At 37.8% G+C, this 20,265-nt stretch carries 9 protein-coding genes; 5 read left to right on the top strand and 4 right to left on the bottom strand.

Annotated features, from left to right (window positions below):
* Positions 1 to 253: 253 nt before the first annotated feature.
* Complete coding sequence (locus tag B2C77_RS06585) at positions 254 to 1,345, bottom strand: nitric oxide synthase oxygenase (protein WP_077702907.1); 1,092 nt, start codon at positions 1,343 to 1,345, stop codon at positions 254 to 256.
* 432 nt (positions 1,346 to 1,777) lie between these two features.
* Here B2C77_RS06585 and B2C77_RS06580 point away from each other — a divergent pair, with 432 nt between their 5' ends.
* Positions 1,778 to 3,376 (top strand): aspartate:alanine exchanger family transporter, encoded by a 1,599-nt coding sequence (locus tag B2C77_RS06580; RefSeq protein WP_077702906.1) that lies wholly within the window; start codon positions 1,778 to 1,780, stop codon positions 3,374 to 3,376.
* Positions 3,377 to 3,772: 396 nt separating this feature from the next.
* Here the strand turns inward: B2C77_RS06580 and ltrA are convergent, their stop codons facing one another.
* The 3 genes from ltrA to B2C77_RS06565 all read right to left on the bottom strand — a co-directional run bounded on the left by ltrA (position 3,773) and on the right by B2C77_RS06565 (position 8,535).
* The gene (gene ltrA, locus B2C77_RS06575) at positions 3,773 to 5,161 is read right to left on the bottom strand and encodes a group II intron reverse transcriptase/maturase (protein ID WP_077701832.1); all 1,389 of its coding nucleotides are present in this window, start codon (positions 5,159 to 5,161) and stop codon (positions 3,773 to 3,775) included.
* A gap of 478 nt (positions 5,162 to 5,639) precedes the next feature.
* Complete coding sequence (gene menC / locus B2C77_RS06570; RefSeq protein WP_077702905.1) at positions 5,640 to 6,749, bottom strand: o-succinylbenzoate synthase; 1,110 nt, start codon at positions 6,747 to 6,749, stop codon at positions 5,640 to 5,642.
* 367 nt (positions 6,750 to 7,116) lie between these two features.
* Complete coding sequence (locus tag B2C77_RS06565; protein ID WP_077702904.1) at positions 7,117 to 8,535, bottom strand: YfcC family protein; 1,419 nt, start codon at positions 8,533 to 8,535, stop codon at positions 7,117 to 7,119.
* Between the two features lie 312 nt (positions 8,536 to 8,847).
* Between B2C77_RS06565 and B2C77_RS06560 the strand changes: the two genes are divergently transcribed.
* From B2C77_RS06560 to B2C77_RS06545, 4 genes are all read left to right on the top strand, one after another.
* Positions 8,848 to 9,969 carry a M20 peptidase aminoacylase family protein gene (locus B2C77_RS06560; RefSeq protein WP_077702903.1) on the top strand — a complete coding sequence of 374 codons (1,122 nt, stop codon included), beginning with the start codon at positions 8,848 to 8,850 and terminating at the stop codon, positions 9,967 to 9,969.
* 517 nt (positions 9,970 to 10,486) lie between these two features.
* Positions 10,487 to 12,085, top strand: a complete 1,599-nt coding sequence (locus B2C77_RS06555) for an aspartate:alanine exchanger family transporter (protein ID WP_077702902.1) — start codon at positions 10,487 to 10,489, stop codon at positions 12,083 to 12,085.
* Positions 12,086 to 12,441: 356 nt separating this feature from the next.
* On the top strand, positions 12,442 to 18,498 hold the full coding sequence (locus B2C77_RS06550; protein ID WP_077702901.1) for a lamin tail domain-containing protein: 6,057 nt from the start codon (positions 12,442 to 12,444) through the stop codon (positions 18,496 to 18,498).
* Positions 18,499 to 18,849: 351 nt separating this feature from the next.
* Positions 18,850 to 20,052, top strand: a complete 1,203-nt coding sequence (locus B2C77_RS06545) for an MFS transporter (protein WP_141130697.1) — start codon at positions 18,850 to 18,852, stop codon at positions 20,050 to 20,052.
* The last annotated feature ends 213 nt before the right edge of the window (positions 20,053 to 20,265 follow it).

Below are 20,265 nucleotides of genomic sequence, written 5' to 3'. Positions count from 1 at the left end.
AATGTTTATCTCCTTAAAGCAGTATTGACAATACGTACAATGATAACTTGTTGTTACTACAGGAAACATTATGCACGATTAGCTAGAAATATTGCAAGTAGATTGAATCTCTTACAGCTTAAGGCTTGAAATGACCACCGCAGAAAAAGCATATGTTAATATATCTTCAGCAGTTGTGCTAATTTAATAAGCTTTCTGCATATAGCTATTGGATAATTGATAAAAGTAGTGTTAAAACCTCTATAATTTGCAATCAACCCTGATTATGTTTTGAATAGAAAAAATTTGGTTTATGCACTGTATTATCAAATGGCTTATGAAAAATATGTGTAGTTGCTGGTGACAATGGAGGAATAAGCCATGACCATTTACCAGTAACTGTTCTACCTTGTTTTTGTTCATTCTTTTCAAATACGGCAAATTGTTTAGCTGCTGTATGATGATCAACAATGGAAACCCCTGCTTGTTTAAATGACTCTAAAACCGCAATGTTTAATTCAACTAAAGCGCGATCTTTCCATAATGTATTTAAATGCTTTGTGTTTAACCCCAACTGTTTCGCCACTAAAGGTAATAAATTATAACGGTTCTCATCAGCAAGGTTTCTCGCCCCAATTTCAGTTCCCATGTACCATCCGTTAAACGGGGCAGCATGATAACTTATACCACCTATTTCCAAGCACATATCAGAAATAATTGGTACACCATACCATTTTACTTCTTGCTGAGCAAAAATATCTTCCGTTGGATGTTGGATGGGAATTTCTAAAACAATATCGCTAGGAATCTCCATCCACTCTAGTTCCCCATCATCAACTTGGATGACTAATGGGAGCAAATCAAAAGGAGTTCCCTCCCCTTTCCAGCCAAGTTTTTGACATTGCTGTGTAAAAGTAATCGAATTAGGATCACCTATCACTCCATTCTCTGATTGGTAACCAGCGTAGCGAAGCAACTGATGGTTCCATATTTTTACTGGAGCATGTCCATTTTTTGTTGGTGAAAATATCGTAATTAACGGTCGAATTTTCCCGCTGTTTCCAGCGTAACGAATGTGATGCAATAACTTTTCAAAAACATGTTGGCTTTTGTTCACAGAACGCGCATCAATAACTTCCATACGCTCCCAAAACAACCTACCAATACAACGGTTAGAATTTCTCCAAGCTACTTTCGCCCCGTAGGTTAATTCCCCATACGTATGCTCATAAGTGCCTGTTTGTTCCATTTCACGTTGTACCTCTTGTAGTCGGTATTCAAGCTCTTTTTCTAATCCACATTCATTGTGATACAGTTGCAAAAAGTGTACAGCTTCTGCCCATAGTTGCTTTTGATTATAATGCATATATTATCCTCCGATGTTTGAACTCTTTTATAGTTTATCAAAGCCATTTTCCTTCATGTGTGACAAACTTTCAACAACTGGTGCAATGTTCTAATTTATAATTTATTTTCCTTTCACATAATCATCACCCCATTACTCTTTAGAAAAACTTGGCTTTTCCGAAACCTTATAACGGAAACTGTAGTTTTCCTTTACTATAAAACTTTTAAAATATATACTTTTGTTGGTGATGATGTAGCGTCGCCACGTGAGTTCGTGAGAAAACATGGCAAAAGCCTTTGTTTTATTTATAAGATAAATAGTCACTCGCTCTATGTGAACGAGAATGATTTCTACTGTATTGTAAAAAATTAATAACGTTTATCAGTTCTTTCGTTTTTTCAATCTAGATGTAGTAAGATAGATTGGGTAGAATAAAAGAGGGAGATTAAAATGGAAGATTTACTACACGATTTACTTAATGAACAGCTTATTTTAGTCTTTGTTATTTTGTTTTTAGGATCATTATTAGGACAAATAAAAATGAAAGGCATCTGTCTAGGATCAGCTGGCGTTTTAGTAATTGCGATGCTTTTTGGACATTTTGGCTATCAAGTATCAACAGCAGTACAAAATTTGGGACTTAGCTTATTCATAGTTGCTGTCGGTCTACAGGCGGGGCCGCGTTTTTTCCGTATGATGCGTTCTAATGGTATCGTTTTTTGTCTCATTTCTCTATTTATCGTCATTAGTGCAGCTGTAACTTCTGTTGTTGTTGCTAAAATTTTCGACCTGCCAACAGCACTAGCTATTGGGTTATTAACAGGAGCATTAACAAATACCTCAGGCTTAGCAGCAGCCCTGCAAGCAACCAATGACCCGATGGCATCTGTTGGTTATGGGATTGCCTATCCATTCGGCGTGCTTGCTATTATACTATTCGTTCAGCTTTTACCGCGTATTGGGAAGATAAATCTTGCCAAAGATTTAGAAAAAACAAACAGCCCGATAAAAACAGAACACTCGCCAGAAGTAATGACATTTAAAGTAACGAACCCAAAATTGCATAAAAAAACATTACGCGAGCTCGGTTTTAGTCGTAATTCGGTCGTAATCAGCCGGATTATCCGAGGAGTTCATACCATGATTGCACTTCACGACACTACTATTTTATTAGGAGATTACCTCGTTTCCGTTGGTGAAGCTGATGAACTGAAAGCTTTTGGAGAACATGTTGGTGAACCAGTCAATGCAACGATGGATAACCCTGATAATATACAATTACGGAAGATTACGGTTGAGGATGAAGATTTAGTTGGTAAGAATATGAAAGAACTTAGACTGAGGAGAGATTATGGGGCAACCGTAACCAGAATTGAACGAGATGGAATCGAGCTAAATCAAAATCCAAATACTCCTTTACTTCGTGGAGACGTTTTAACGATGGTAAGTAGTGAAAATCGATTAGAAGAAATAGAAAAATTCTTTTCTCGTAAAAAACTATCTGTAACAAATATTCACATCCTATCCATCAGTGTCACGCTTTTAGTCGGTATTTTAGTTGGAATGCTTCCAATTCCTATACCAGGATTAGGAACGATGCAACTTGGGCTAGCAGGAGGCCCTTTAATTGTTGCTTTAATCATTGGGCACTTTGGAAAACTCGGTCCCATCCATGTACGATATTACGGTCCAGCTATTCACGTTATAAGCGAATTAGGTCTTGTCTTATTTTTGGCAGGCGCTGGAACAACAGCAGGCCAAGGTTTAATTGATGTGATCCAAAAGCAAGGTGTCGTATTAGTTGTTAGTGGAACTATTATAACGACTGTGTCCATCTTATGCGGATATTTTGCAGCAAGAAAACTGTTCAAGTTCGGCGTTGTCTACTCTCTAGGTACTTTATGTGGTGGTAGAACATGTACGCCTGGACTCGGTGCTTTAAATTTACAAATAGATTCTGAAGAACCAGCCATTGCTTATGCTGCGGCTTATCCTTTTTCACTTATTTTTGGTACGGTTGCCGCTCAATTTGTGTTAGTTTTCTTCTAAAAAAATAGGGACCAAGATATTGCAACCTCTATTTGTACATTTTTTCACAAATGATCATCATCTGTTAACATGTTAAAACAAAGTTCACGTTTATAGAAAACTTGAATGACCGCAAATTCCCATGAGAAAAGTGATGATGATCATACTTGGCTTATCTTCCATTCTTAATGACGAAAAGCTTAATGTAGTTTATTTAAATGCAACCAAGCACTTTTATAAGACTCCTACTTTACTAATTAGAAGATGTAAAAAGTCTACATGGGTGATAACATTACCTATGTCTTTTTTCGTAAGAAGTATTAAAGTAATACGCTTGAGCTAATCGAGTAGAGGGAAAAGTTAAGTAACTTTACGCCCCTCTCACACCACCGTACGTACCGTTCGGTATACGGCGGTTCAATAGTTTGAGTGTACGAACTGGTATTGTAGAGCGATGTCTTTATATCCTCTCGATGCCAGTTCTTTATCTGTTAATGAACGATGGAGTACATAACTACTGGATATAACCCAGTAGCCCTTTCTTGTATTCGACCATTCATAAGCTTTATGTTTATCGATACCTAAGCGAATTAGATTTTTCCTTTTTGTGCGTGGGTTTTTCCACTGCTTCCAGAGATATTGTCTAATTCTTCGCTTCAACCATCCATTGAGATTCTTTATAAATCCTTTCATTTCCCCTATGCCATAGTAGTTTATCCAACCTGTCATAAGTTGTTGGATTTCTTTAAGAATCACTTCGAGATGTCGTCCACGATTGCGTTTGGTGATCCGCTTGAGTTTCCTTTTGACGGTCACTTTCGCTTTATTATGCGGACGAATTTTGACACCCTTCTTCGTAGCTAATAAGCAGAAGCCAAGAAACTTACGTTTCAAAGGACTTCCAACCGCACTCTTTTCTCGGTTAACAGTTAAACTCAGATCCTTCTCAAGAAAGTTCGTTATATTATCCATTACCCGATATCCTGCTCTCCTGCTTTTCACATAGATATTACAGTCGTCCGCATAGCGGACGAATCTGTGACCACGCTTTTCTAATCGTTGGTCTAATTCATTCAGATAAATATTACTGAGTAACGGCGATAAGTTTCCACCTTGCGGCGTTCCTTCTTCCGATTTCTCAAAGATACCGTTTATCATAATTCCACTCAATAAATACTGTCTTACCAAGCGAAGCACGCGCTTATCATCTATCTGTTTTTCCACGAAATACATCAGTTTGTCATGATTTACCGTATCGAAGTAGGATTTCATATCCAAATCCACCACATATTTGTACCCTTGTTCGTAGTATGACTTTGCCCGTATGATGGCTTGATGTGCACTACGTTTTGGACGAAACCCAAAACTATTATCGGAGAACTTTGGTTCAAATATTGGTTGGAGCACTTGGTTAATCGCTTGTTGAAGCATCCGGTCGATGACTGTCGGAATCCCCAGTTTTCTCTTTCCACCGTCTGGTTTCGGGATTTCAACCCGCAGGACGGGTTGCGGTTTGTATTTTTCTTGATATAACTGGAGTAATAGTTCCTCTTTATGTTCCTTCAAGTATGGAAGTAGTTGGTCGCACGTCATACCGTCTACACCGGCTGCCCCCTTATTTCTGACGACTTGAAGGTAAGCTTGATTGAGATTGTTCCTTGACAGGATTCTTTCAAACAGATTGGATACACCATTTTGATTGTTCTTTTCACCATGTAAGCCACTATGCGCTTCGACATACCCTTCATGTTCCACACTATCTCTCTGCCGATAGCCAGATTCTCCTGTTTTCTGCAGTTGTCGCACCTTACACACCTCCTAGAGCTTTCAAAACGACTATTGTTCGGTCCTTCATGTTTCGTCAAGTAACATTACTATGACCTCTGCTGACTTCTTGTGATTCACCAAGACGTCATCGTCTTGGTTGTGCTGGTTTGTTATCATTCAACTCCCACTGCACCCTCACAAGACCTCCCCCGGTAAGAGCGAAAACTTTCCTCCCATGTAACTGCTAGATTTACTGTATAGGTTTCGGGCAGTATTGGACTTCAGTTTGTTAGGCAACCTTATCCGACCTAATTCAGCCTTCTATCTAGTTTCTGTTCGTCAGTTCAGGAGTTTGCGTCCGACTTCCTTCAGCCACTACCTCGCGATAGCCACCTTGTCTTTCGCTAACAGTTCCTACTGCCATGCCTGTAGTGGACTTTCACCACCAAGTTTTCGCCCATGCAGGGCGCACCTAAAAATCAGTGGAGACAAAAGCAACCTCCACTGATTTTTTCTATTACTTTTTAAACTGTTTCTTTCTTATCGTATGCTTTTCAACCTCATCTTTTAAAACTTTATAACCAATTCCTGGCGCATCATTTACTGTTAAGACACCGTCTTCTGCCACTACATCCGGATTAATAATATCTTTTTCCCAATATCTAGAAGAAGACGCTGTGTCTCCCGGAAGTGTAAAGTTGGCTAGCGAAGCAATAGCAATATTGTGTGCGCGTCCAACACCAGACTCTAACATCCCCCCACACCATAAGGGTATCCCTGCTTGTTCACATAGGTCATGAATTCGTTTTGATTCGGTCAATCCGCCTACACGACCGATTTTTAAATTAATTATTTTGCAACTTCCTAAAGCAATTGCTTTCCGAGCATCTTCATAAGAATGGATGCTTTCATCTAGACACACTGGTGTTTCAATTTCTTTTTGTAACGTAGCATGGTCAAGGATATCATCTGCTGCAAGCGGCTGCTCGATCATCATTAAATGGAACGTATCCAAAGCTTTCAACGTGTCAATATCATCCAGTGTATAAGCAGAGTTTGCATCTACCATTAAAGGAATATCTGGAAAATGCTTACGTACTTCTCGTACTACATCCACATCTTTACCAGGCTTAATTTTTATTTTAATTCGTTTATAACCTTCAGCCACTTTTTCCTGAATATTCGCTAATAATTCTTCAATATTTTCCTCGATTCCTAAACTAATCCCCACTTCGATTTGCTTTTTGATTCCACCTAGCATGGAAGATAAAGACTTTTCTTGCTGTTTTGCATACAAATCCCACATAGCACCTTCCAAAGCTGATTTAGCCATATAATTGCCTTTATACGGTTTAAACGTATGTTGTAAATCGTTTGGGTGGCTTATCTCTTGTTTCATTGCCTCTGGAATGAGAAACTGTTCAAGCATCATCCAGCTTTGTTGCGTAAATTCTTCACTATACAACGGACGTTCGGAAGCTACACCTTCGCCCCAGCCAGATCGACCACTAGCATCTTTCACCTCTACTAATAAAAAATCACGATCTTGCTCAGTACCAAAGCTTGTTGTAAATGGGTGTTTCATTTTCATTTTCAATTGATATAAAATAATTTCTGAAATATCCACTAGTCATCTACTCCTTTTATCTTTATTAAAACAAATTACCATTGGGACTTTATTAGCCTTTCGGAAAAATTTAGGTTCCTGTTTACATAGTATCATGTATAATTACAGGATGCTTTCAGCAAATCCTTTCATATATGTCAAGTTTTTCTCGACATTTTTGCAACCTCAATATTTCCAGCTAAGCGAAATGTAGCTAATGACCGCTGCGGAAAAACACTACGCTTTCCCATAGGGCAAGGAAATCCACAACAGCGAAACATCGAAATCATTTTCATCTCCGTGGCTTTCCTCACCAAGAAATATTTTACACATATATTCTTTCTCTTCCATTCATTCATGATTTTGGCAATATTGGTACACGTAAAGCCTATACAGGCCCCCAACCAATAAATACTGCAACAGTTAAGTAGACAATACCGATAATGAACCAAATAATTACTAAAGGTATAATAAATTTAACCCACTTCACCCAGGAAACACCCGCTATTGCTAAGGTAGCCATTAAAATTCCTGATATAGGTGTAAGGACGTTTGAAAATCCATCCCCCATTTTATATGCTTGAACGGCTACTTGTCTTGGAATTTCCATCATATCTGCTAAAGGGGTCATAATAGGCATGACAATTACTGCTTGTCCACTTCCAGAGGAAACGATGATGTTAAACAAAAAATTAGCTAAAAACATCATATTTGCGCCTAATGCACTGGAGAATGGGTCCATGATTGTAGCCATCCCTTGGACAATCGTATCCAAAATTTGACCGTTTTCTAAAACAACAACGATAGAACGAGCCATTCCAATAATTAATGCTCCATATACTAAACCACGGCAACCATTAAAAAATTGTGTAACGAGTTCATTAGGATGCATTCTAGCAAGAAAAGCTGTTCCTATTGCAATAACGATAAACATAGCGGCCATTTGGTTTAGCGACCAATCATACTGAAAGACACCAAACACATAAATAGCTATGCCAACCGCTAGCCATGTTAATACTAACTTATGAACAGTGGTAAGTTGTGCAGGAATACTTTCGAAAGCTTTTTCTTCTGATTTTGGAAATGGGTTGTCTCCTAATACACTTTTGGTTGGATCTTTTTTAATTCGATTCGCATACCACCAAATATAGCCAATCGTAGATCCAAGTACAGTTACATAAATGAGGATTCGATAGCTAATACCTGAGAAAAGAGGAACTTGAGCAATTTCCTGAGCCATCCCTGTTGTTAACGGATCAAGAAATGCTGTGTTAAACCCTGCATAAGCTCCCAAATATATAATGGACACGCCAACAATAGCGTCTAATTTCATAGAACGCGCTAGGATAATCCCAATTGGTATAAATGCAATGACAGCATTTACTATAATTCCTAATGCTCCAAATATCGAAAATAACGTACTAACGAGAATAATCAGTAAATATTCCTTATTCTTCGTTTTATTAATTGTCTTCATAATAAGTGCATCGATAGCTCCTGTATACTCAATAACTCCAAAAGCACCACCAATGATAAGTACTAAGAAGATAAGTCCTGCTGAATCAATCATTCCCTGTTGAATAGATACAAATAAATCCATAAATGAAGCTGGCTCTTGCTCGGCTTGTTGATAACTATCAGGCACTACTATCGTTTTGTCATCCACTGTTTCCCGCTCAAAACTCCCCGCTGGGATAATATACGTGGCAATAGCAGCTAGCACTAAAATCATAAATAAAATAACATAAGCATCTGGCAAGCCTAGCTTCTTCTTGTCTTTTTGTGTGAATCCTGATGAATTTTTCATAATCTCCTCCGATCTTTCTAAATTTTATTAACTTGCATGATATTATAATAAAGCATATAATTTATTTCAATACTAAATTAAAATAATAGTTTAAAAACTTTTTAAACTTCCACTCTTGTAAAGTGAATATCAATTAGGGCAGTCTTTCATTCTCCCCTAATTGTTTCGTATTTTATGGGTATGACCTACACCCCTCTTACAAAAAAGGAATGGAGATGCTGTTAGCTGACTTTGATTTTTCAACCCATCTCTTTCAATTCTTAAAGTGGAAGACTTACAACACTTTATAAACAGGAAAGGAGATTACCTCTCATGACTAGCTTAGAACAAAAGATAAAAGGCACGTTCCATCATTTACATAACCATGCAGAAATTAGTTGGGAAGAGAAAGAAACGACCAACTATATCAAGTACATTCTTCAAAAAGCAGGGTGTGATGTGCATACATTCACAGATCACACAGGGGTTATTGGGCGATTTGGAAACTTTGAAAAAGATTTACCAGTGGTAGCCATTCGAGCTGATATCGACGCACTTTGGCAAGAGGTAGATGGCACATTTCAAGCCAATCATTCTTGTGGACATGACGCACATATGGCTATGGTATTAGGGGTGTTATGGAAAATAAAACAAAGCCCCAGTCTTCAAGACAAGGTAGCGATAAAGTTTATTTTTCAACCTGCAGAAGAAACAGGAACTGGCGCATTAAAATTAGTAGAAAAAGGTGTTGTAGAAGATGTCGATTATTTATTTGGCGTCCATTTACGACCAAAACAAGAGACACCGATGCACGATGCAGCTCCAGTTATTGTGCATGGAGCATGTAAAACATACAAAGCGAAGATTATTGGTGTAGACGCACATGGGGCAAGACCGCACTTAAATACGAATGCGATTGAAGTTGGTGCACAAATTGTACAATTACTGAGTAAGATTCATTTAGATCCAACCGTCCCCCATTCTGTAAAAATGACGAACTTCCAAGCTGGTAGTAAGAGCACCAACATTATACCTGGAAGTGCTACCTTTGCAATCGACATGCGGGCACAAACGAACGAAGCGATGGATGAGCTAGATAAGCAAGTAGGAGCCATTTTTGATTCAATACAACATCTTTACCCAATTAAGATAGACATTATGGAGAACCATGGCATTGCTGCAGCCAAAACAAATAAGGAAGCAACATCTATAATGACAACTGCAATTACCAATGTGTTAGGGCAAGAAGCCGTTCAGCCCCCTTTAATTACTCCTGGAGGAGATGATTTTCACTTCTATACGATGAAGAAGCCAGAATTAAAAGCGACTATGCTAGGTCTCGGTTGTGATTTAACGCCAGGATTACATCACCCACAAATGACATTTAATTCTGATGCACTCATCAACGGTGTTGAAATTCTAACGGAAGCAGTTCGACAAGTTTATGAATTCTAGAGCATTTTCTATTAAAAGTTTGGTTTCCATTTTCATTATATCTCAAGTTGTACGTTCTAAAGGTGTGCAGAGGAAATAGACGTAGACACTGTAATAAGAAGGCATTGGTGAGCCCCTACATTGTGCCTGCACGAGGGGCTATCCAACCACTTACGAAAAGCAACATGTTTTGCAGAGCATTTTAGAGGCATGAACTACTTCTACTCGTTCATGTTTTTCTTTGTTCTGAATACTTTTGTTACAACTTCGAGGTTACACAATGCATTTAAAAGTTGAAAAATTCCTTTTACTATACATTTTTACCTCTTTCCCCTTCATTCAACAACTGATAAATTTCATAGATTCTCACCCACCTTTCAGTAATATATTTTAAAAATGGTTGGAACAGGATATTAAAGCGATTACAATGTTTTTCAATCATTCAAAGCTTGAAAAATTTTTGAACAATCTTCCCAAGAACAAGATTTTTTCTTTCGTTGTAGTAAAATAGATACTATGAAAGAAAGAGGAGAGGAAAATGGAAACATTACTTCACGATTTACTAGACGAACAACTTATTTTAGTTTTTGCCATTTTACTAATTGGCTCTTTTCTTGGCCAACTTAAATTAAAAGGACTAAGCTTCGGTTCTGCCGGAGTTTTACTTGTTGCTATGATTTTTGGACATTTTGGATATAACGTATCGCCAATTGTACAAAACCTAGGTTTGAGCTTATTTATAGTAGCTATCGGTTTACAGGCTGGCCCACGATTTTTCAGAATGATCCGTTCTAATGGAATTATATTTTGTAGTATCTCTTTATGTATTGTTACCAGTGCAGTCATCACTACCATTATAGTTGCAAAAACATTTGATCTTGAAGCAGCGCTAAGCATTGGATTAATGACCGGAGCATTAACAAGTACTCCTGGTTTAGCTGCAGCATTACAAGCAACAAATGATTCCATCGCTTCTGTCGGTTATGGAATTGGGTACCCTTTCGGTGTGCTAGCAATCATTTTATTTGTTCAGCTTTTGCCTCGTTTTAGTAAAGTCGACTTAATGAAAGATTTAGAGGCATCAAAAAATCCAATTAAAGATGAACATTCACCTGAAGTGATGTCATTTAAAGTAACCAATCCAAAACTTCATAGAAGAACCTTAAAAGAGCTTGCGATTAGTAAAAAGGATGTCGTAATTAGCAGAATTATTCGCAACGGACATACGATGATTGCTCTCAGCGATACTCCTGTACTTATGGGGGACAACCTTGTTACTGTTGGAGAAGAAGATGAACTGAAATCTTTTGGTACTTATGTCGGACAAAAAGTAACCACGCAACTAGAAAACCCAGATAATATACGGTTTAAAAAAATCACTGTAGAAGACGAGTCCGTTATTGGAAAAAGCATGAAGGAATTAAAATTGAGAAAAAAATATGGTGCCACCGTAACTAGAATTGAACGTGAAGGACTAGAATTAAAGCAACATCCTACGATGCGCTTGCTCCGAGGTGATGTTTTAACCATTGTAAGCACGGAAAATCGTTTGAACCAAGTTGAAAAACTATTTTCGCGAAAAAACCCAGCCGTCACCAATGTACACATTTTCTCGATCAGTATAACACTATTATTAGGAATCATTGTTGGTATGCTCCCCATTTTCATTCCAGGGTTAGGAACAATTAAACTAGGAATAGCTGGCGGGCCACTTTTTGTTGCTTTGATTGTTGGGCATTTCGGTAACATTGGACCCATACATGTACGTTATTATGCCCCAGCAAACCATGTCATTCGAGAATTAGGTCTTGTATTATTTCTAGCAGGTGCTGGAACAACAGCGGGACAGGGACTTGTAAATGTGATACAAACAGAAGGAGTGAAGCTTGCGGTTGGAGGAACGATCATCACGCTTGTGCCACTCTTTATCGGTTATTTAGTAGCAAAAAAACTATTTAAGCTTAGCATTGTGCACTCACTTGGTTCACTGTGCGGCGGTAGGACGAGCACTCCTGCTTTAGGTGCATTAAATCAAGTGATAGATTCCGATGATGCCGTTATTGCCTACGCTGCTGCTTACCCATTTTCACTGATTTTTGTTGCTATTTCAACACAATTAATGATGTTTTTTCTGTAATTCATGCTCATCAATGAACTTGATCTTCTGCCATTTTAATAAAGAACGTAGCACTTATATGTTAGCTTGCATTTACGCCTTTCGCCATAGGACTTGGCGAAAGGCGTAGTTTTTCTTATACTATACACCTTTATACTTTTATGCTTTCCTATAGTACTAGTAAAAACGATAGTCGTATTTATGTTTGTTTTGTTTAAATTATAGAGTAGGATAGAATTCTAAGTTATAACTAAAGCAATAGCCATAGAGATTGGTGATAAATCACATATTTATAGTAAATCTTTACACTACTTTAACCAATTATTAACAACTGCTCCCGTATACTTAGACATATACATGCAAAGGGAGGATAAAAAATGCAAAACAAGAAGTTTCGCACGCTTTTAGCAGCATTGACGGCGATCGTAATAATAATCGCCAATTTCTTACAACCAACATCGGTTGCTTATGCCACTGTTTCCACCCCTAAACAAGCAACAAAAACTAAAGAGGAAAAACAGCAAGAATTACCAAATCAAGATATTGAAACTATGAATAATGATACATTGATTATGCAGCATGTTGCACCTAAAGTGATGCAACGTCTGCAACAGCATTCATTATTAGTAACTGCACCTCACGCAGAGAAAGTAAGCTTGTTTTATCAATCTACAAAGGTTTCTAAACCGATTGAAATTGACATGAAAAAAGAAGACAATGGTGAATACACTGGTGCTATTCCCAAATCAGCAACTTGGTCTGACCATATAACGTATTGGTTTGAGGGAAAGTCAGCAACAGACCAAGGAAAAACAGATCCATATACTGTTCCAATACAATCGCAAACTAGTACGAATGTACAAGCACTGCCTAAAATAATGATTACAGAAGTAGGGTTTGGTGAACAACCCTTTATCGAAATTTTCAACCATTCATCACACCCCATTGATGTAAAAGATTATTCATTACAAGTAGAGAACCAAAAAATTTCTTTTGAACAATCTTTATTGATCGCATCAGGAAAAAGTCATATTATTTGGTTTGCTAACGAAGAAGCAGATATGAATACGTTTCATAGCTTCTATGAAATGCAACCAAATAAACAACAAGTAACCGCTGTAAATAAAACTTTACTTCCTTCCACTATCAATAAACTATCATTCATAGAAAACAGCACCAATGAAGTTGTAACAGAAGGAAATGTTCACTTCACAGAGAATATGGCAGGGCAGCTTTTCTATTACACAGACCAAAAAACAGGGCGGGGTGGCGGACTTACAACAGAAGCGAACCCAGGTGAGATTTTCCCTGGACAAGTTCCAGCTGAAAGAATGGAAGTAAAAGCAGAACAACCCGAAAGCTCTAAAGAAAAAAATACCAATGAAGACGTGGTGACGAAAGAAAAGAAAAAGCAATCAAAAGATACAGAATTAGATAACAAGAAAAATGAAAAGAACGTTACAACAGATTCGTTCATCCAACATGAAGCCATTTATGATGCGACAGCTACAGATGACCTTACAATTACAGCAACTTTAACCGATGAAGTAACCGAGCTTAACCTTCAGTTCCAGACTGCAAATAAAATGGAAATGGAGGAATTGCCATTCACGAAAGATAAAGATGCCACTACCTATTCCGTTACAGTTCCTAAAGAAAAACTGTGGTCACCAAACTTTTACTATCAAATTGTTGCTCAAACGAAAGATGGTACAAGCATACCCTATCCTGAACAGGAGCCTATACATGTTACGATCAAACAAACTGATACGGATGATACACAAACAATACCCCCATTGTTAATTACAGAAATTACTCCCGACACGACAAACGTAAATCAAAAAGATGCCTATGAATTCATTGAAATCTATAACAATACAAATCAAACGATTAACATGAATGATTACCAATTATTCTATCAATATCCAGATGATATGCCTGATCAAATATGGGGTATAAGTGATAATAAAGAAATCAAACCCCAGGAAAGCTTTGTTGTATGGATTAAAAATGAAGGTAACCAACGTTTAACTTTAGCTGACTTTAATGAACAGTATGGCTTACATATGCCAGAAAGTCATGTAACCGAAATTCACAATGCTGGCATGGCTAATAGCGGAGAACGCACTTTAGTCGTTGCTGATAAATTTAACAACGAAATCGTATCCGCTACGTATAATGATACGGAAAAGGATGATACATCTCCAAACCAAGGAATTGTTTACCGTTATCCGAATCAAGGGACAAGCATGATAAAAACTGGTTTAGGACAAGCGATGACGCCATTGTCTATCCTGCCTGGACAAGTTCCAAAAAAACCTGTCATAGTGGCTGACACTGCGAAAAAGCCTATTTTTGGCAAGCCAGAACTTTCCATGGATGAGGAAAGAATAACCGCTCAAATAGAGATTAAATCAGACAAACCAATATTAGGAGCTAGTCTTTCTATCTTGCAAAGTGCTGAAGCGACATATCAAACATGGCAAGCGCAAGCTTCTGAGGACGGTTCAAATACCTATTCAATAACTATCCCACTTGAGGAGATTTGGAGTGACAGCATCAAGTACTACTTCACTGCATCCAATGAGGCCGGCGAGACAAAAACAGATGTTCATTCTTATCAGCTACCAACGAAGGAGATAGACTATCAACAAGTTCCACCTCTGTTCATTACAGAAATAACTCCTGATACGACGAATAGCAATAGTGCTGATGCCTATGAATTTATCGAAGTTTATAACAATACAACAGAAGCAATTGACTTTAAAGACTATACGATCCGTTATCGCTATCCGAACACAGACGCAGGTAACGATTTACTTTGGAATCCAAACGAGAAGGACACAGTGATCATTCCACCGGGCGAAACAGTTGTTTTTTGGATCATCAACCACGGCAATAAAGAAAAAACTGCAGCCGATTTCAATGCAAACTATGGGTCCCATTTAACAGAAGGTAAAAATTTGTTTAAAATGTATAACAATGGAATGGCCAACGGGAGTAAACGGTCACTCATCGTTGCTACGAAAACTGGAAAAGAACTTTCTTACTCCACGTATAACGATGTAGTTGATGTTGATGATACAACAGCGGATAAAGGTATTTTCTACCGTTTCCCGACAGATGGCGGCTTGCATACTGCTAAAATAAGTGCAGGCGAATGGGATGCTACACCAGGTGAAGTATTAACAGAACAAGTTCCTAGAAAGAAAGTTGTCTTTCCTAAAGATACGGAAAAACCTGTCATTAAAAATACAACCAAGAAAAAAGAAATTACATCGGAACAGCCTTTTACATTATCTGCCACCATTACCGATAATGCAGACGTCAAAAGCGTATCTGTTCATTATCGTACAGATGGGGGAGAGTTTAGAAAGGCGAATTTGGAGACACAAGCAACTAACCGTTATGAGCATATCATTTATGAGCCAGAGTTAATCGGAAAAGATACATTAGAATATTACTTTACAGCGAGTGATGGAGTAAACAAAACTACTTCTCCTATAAGCACTGTTTCCATTGATAACCCAACACTGCAAGAAGGGCTAAGACTTAATATACAAGATAATGAATTTATTTCTGGGAAAAAAGTCATAAAAGCTACCGCTGACAATACAGAAGTAGAACCGAGCTTATTTGTTGATCAAAAGCAAGTAACAGATACATTTAAAGCGATGGAAGCGGACGCTTATTTCGCGTTTGATGTACGTGAGACAAATATTCACTTTAAAAATGGGGTGACTATGAGAGATGAAATACTCCACATATTTGATGATACACATACAAAATTTACTACGATTACCGTCCCAGTTTCTGCTGATAAATTAAAACAAGGAGAAAACACGATCTCCATTCGAGCAGGTAATAAAGTCAGCCCTTTTGATGCAACATCTCAAGAGAACCGAGATGATTTCACAATTAAAAATATTCGCCTCGTGCTTTCCGATGGGACGACGATTTACGACCCAGCGTACAGTAAACCGAATCAAGATTACTCCATTGGCGATAGCTCAGGCAAAAAGCCTGTCTATGATTTCACTTTCACATTGGATGAAAGGGCATTTGCATCGACAGCTTATGTTTTCGATACAACCAAAGTGGACGATGGAAAGCATGAAATAAAAACGGTTTTAAAGAATGAAAAAGTAACCAAACAGGTGATTACAGATAATACTGCTCCAACGATCACGCCTTCTATAAAAAATGGTGAAACATATAAAGGAGCTTTTACCATTGACGCTGATGCCAAAGATGCAACAAGCAACGTTGAATCTATAACTGCTCAGTTAGATGGAGATCATATATCCTTACCGTATAATACCTCTTCTTCCCTGTTAGAGCCTGGGAAACATGAGCTCAGTTTTCAAGCTACGGATACAGCAAATAACCAAACAGAAAAGAAAGTAACATTTTACGTAGACGAAGAACACCCGCTGCTACCTAATTGGTTAGGGAATAATTCTGATAGCACAAGTGCCAACTTATCTGTTACCGTACATGACCCAACCAACGATGCCATGGATGTTGATTTTTATCAATCCTACCAGTATACAGCAGATGATCCAAATATCACCATTTCACAAAATGCTGTAGAAACAGAACCGCCGCAAAGTTATTTACCAGAGGGCGAAGAAAGATTAACAAAAAAACAGCTGAAGCATTTACAGACAATCGATGGCAATCAAATAGATACGACCTCTGATTACCAATTTCCATATCATCGTTTTGACGTTACGGTTGATGAACAAGTAGATGCAAACGACGAAATAGAAATTGTTTGGGATGGTTCTTCCTTAGAAGGGCGAAAAGTAACGATGTATGCTTGGAACTATGCGACAAGCAAGTGGGATGCGCTTGTATCCACCATTGCTGGCACAGATCCGTTTGAACTCATCGGCTCTGTAAAAGGAACAGAGTATATGCAAGACCAAAAAGTTAGTGTTATTGTTCAAGATCAAATTGCTGACCTTGGAGAAAACTTCAGCTTTGTTTGGATGGCGGACACCCAATACTATTCAGAAAGTTATCCACATATTTATGAAAGACAAACAGAATGGATTGCAGAGAATAAAGAAGCTTTAAATATAGAGTATGTCTTTCATTCAGGTGATCTAGTAGATGTTTACGACGATCTAGAACAATGGGATGTAGCTAACCGGTCAATGAATATACTAGATAAGGCTAATATCCCTTACGGCGTTGTTGCTGGCAACCATGATGTAAACAACAAAAGTCGTGATTACAGTTATTATGGACGTTTCTTTGGTGAAGACCGTTTTAAAGACAAACAATTTTATGGTGGTTCATTTAAAGACAACCGCGGCCACTATGATCTGATGTCTGTGAATGGAATTGATTTTATTATGGTTCATCTTGGCTGGGGGATTGAAGAGGATGGAATTGAATGGTTAAATAAAGTGTTACAAGCACATCCAAATCGCAAAGCTATCCTTAATGTGCATGAATATTTATTAGCTACTGGAAGCAGAAGCCCTACTGGCGATCAATTGTTTGAAGAAGTTGTTATTCCAAATGAGAATGTATTCGCTGTATTATCCGGTCATTACCATAATGCTCAAACATTAATAGATGACATTGATGATAATGGAGATGGGATTACGGATCGGACCGTTTATCAAATGTTAGCAGACTACCAAGGTGGGCCAGAAGGCGGACAAGGATATTTACGGATATTGAACTTTAATATGGATACAAATCAAATTGATGTAGAGACTTATTCACCATATCTAGATGATTACAACTACTATGACCCAGAGGAATACCCTGGAAAAGATACATTTTCGTTTGATTTTGATATGTCGGCACAAACGAAGCGAGTGGCTACAGATTATGTAGAAGTAAATGTGTATACAGATGAAAAAATTGGTTCTGTAAAAGATGTCCCTAGTGGTGAAAAAGCAGCGATCGTTTGGGAAGGATTAGATCCAAATAGCGAATACTTCTGGCATACCGTAGCTTCCGACCAATACGGCGGTAAAACACGATCCGATATTTGGAGGTTTTTAACCATCGATGGGGAAATTATAGTACCTGAAGAACCGGATAATCCTACTTCCCCAACAGATCCGGAACAGCCCTCTGGAGAAGATAAAACCAATGGTGGATACATGGACCAAAACGATCAAAACGCCGATGAGAATGCTTTCAATACAGGAGAAAAAGGCAACGGAAAACCATCCATTCAACAACCAAGCTCGGAGGATAATCAAGAGGGAAGAAATAAACATCAGTTTGACGATAGAATGCCATCGATTGAAAATACGTCAAAGCCTCATCAAGCAGGATCCTCCTTACCAAACACAGCAACAAATATGTTTAACGCTCTATTTATTGGAATAACGCTATTACTATTAGGTTCAAGCATATGGCTCATTCTTCTTTATCGAAAAAAAGGGCAGGCACTAAATGAATAAGACGTAAATGGAATCTCCAATCAGTGGGGAGTTTAATCACTCCTCACTGAATAAATTTCCACTTCGTATGCTTGATTAACTTTTTCCATAATCATAGCATTAGTAAAGTTGATTTATTGTACACCGAATTGACCATCCTGTTTACAAAACAGTTGTGAAACGATAGAATAGATCAAGTGTGTCTTTATTCTAAATGGATAGAAGTAACAAATGTTGCTTCTTTTTGTTTTTCTCCATACATTACCTTCTACTGCTAGCGGTGTTGTTTAACCTCACTGTTCAAGCTTTTCTTCCCTTTTCATTTCACGCTCACTCCCCCTAGTTTTTTATTAAGATAAGGAGAGATAGATATTGAGTCATCAACCAAAGATTTGGACAAAAGATTTTATTAGTATTTCATTAACACAATTCTTAATTTTCATTTCTTTTTATACACTTTTAACTACATTACCTATTTTTGTTGTGCAAAATTTACATGGAAATGAAGCTGAGGCTGGTCTCGTAGTTACTTCCATGTTAATTGCCGCCATTATTATAAGACCTTTTTCTGCATTACTATTGCAAAAAACAGGAAAAAAGCGAGGACTTATTTTAAGTGTTGTTATGTTTGTCGCTATTACTTTTCTTTACATGTTTATTGAATCTTTTATTCCTCTATTAATCGTTCGTTTCTTACATGGACTAGCATTTGGGGTTGTCACTACAGCAACAGGTGCCATTGCTGCTGATATTATTCCTGCTTCACGCCGTGGGGCTGGATTAGGGTATTTTGCTATGGCAATGAATTTGGCTGTTGTTGTTGGGCCTTTTATTGGCTTAACTGTACTACAATATACAAGTTTTCAACAGCTATTTCTCCTATTAGGCATTATCATGCTCGTCACAATCATTCATGCCACCATGATACAAATCGATGAAACAGGTGTTAAATCGAATGTTCAGGAAAAACAGAAATGGACGGTACATGATTTTATAGAAACACGTGCGCTTCCTATAGCATTCATTTGTAGTCTAATAGCTTTAGCTTATTCTAGTGTTATGTCCTTTATATCTGTCTATAGTAATGTATTAGGACTTACATCTACAGCCGGGTACTTCTTTGTTGTTTTTGCAGCTGTCATGATCACCTCTAGACCTTATTTAGGAAGAACCTTTGATGTTAAAGGGCCTAAATATGTGATCATACCATGTTTATTCATTTTTTCACTTGGGCTTATCGCTCTAAGCATAACGCATTCAAGTTGGATGCTATTAACATCCGCAGCGCTTATTGGCTTAGGATTCGGAACATTATTACCTAGCTTTCAAACAATGGCTGTTCAGGCAGCACCTAAACATAGAAGTGCGCATGCAACGAGTACATTTTTTATTTTATACGATGGTGGAATGGCTCTCGGATCATTTGTTTGGGGCATCATTATTTCTTATTTCGGATTTTCTAACCTTTACTTACTAAATGCGGTAATCGTTTTGGCAGTCATATTGCTATTTCGTTATTATTTAGGTAAAAGAACCCCATTTATACACCGTAAACGTGAAAGAATTAGCTCGTAAAGATTTAGGGAACCAACCGTGCACACTGTTTGGTTCCCTAACGTGATTTAAAAAATTGGATGTACAGCCATAATTTTAAAATACATGGGAAAAAATTGGCTTTTCGCCAAGTCTTATGGCGAAAATACACTGTCGTTTTTCTGATACTATAAACCTTTAAACTTTTACTTTCATAACTTTCCTATAGTATTAGAAAACTTGTCTATGGCGATG

Origin of the sequence: Virgibacillus dokdonensis (assembly GCF_900166595.1) — a bacterium.
Taxonomy (GTDB): domain Bacteria; phylum Bacillota; class Bacilli; order Bacillales; family Amphibacillaceae; genus Virgibacillus; species Virgibacillus dokdonensis.
The sequence above is the reverse complement of the archived record's forward strand: the minus strand, read 5'-3'. Positions and strand labels throughout refer to the sequence as shown.

Excerpts from the sequence above, each read along its gene's own strand:
- B2C77_RS06580 (WP_077702906.1), top strand. The coding sequence starts at position 1,778 with ATGGAAGATTTACTACACGATTTACTTAATGAACAGCTTATTTTAGTC.
- B2C77_RS06585 (WP_077702907.1), bottom strand. The coding sequence starts at position 1,345 with ATGCATTATAATCAAAAGCAACTATGGGCAGAAGCTGTACACTTTTTG.
- B2C77_RS06565 (WP_077702904.1), bottom strand. The coding sequence starts at position 8,535 with ATGAAAAATTCATCAGGATTCACACAAAAAGACAAGAAGAAGCTAGGC.
- B2C77_RS06560 (WP_077702903.1), top strand. The coding sequence starts at position 8,848 with ATGACTAGCTTAGAACAAAAGATAAAAGGCACGTTCCATCATTTACAT.
- B2C77_RS06550 (WP_077702901.1), top strand. The coding sequence starts at position 12,442 with ATGCAAAACAAGAAGTTTCGCACGCTTTTAGCAGCATTGACGGCGATC.
- B2C77_RS06555 (WP_077702902.1), top strand. The coding sequence starts at position 10,487 with ATGGAAACATTACTTCACGATTTACTAGACGAACAACTTATTTTAGTT.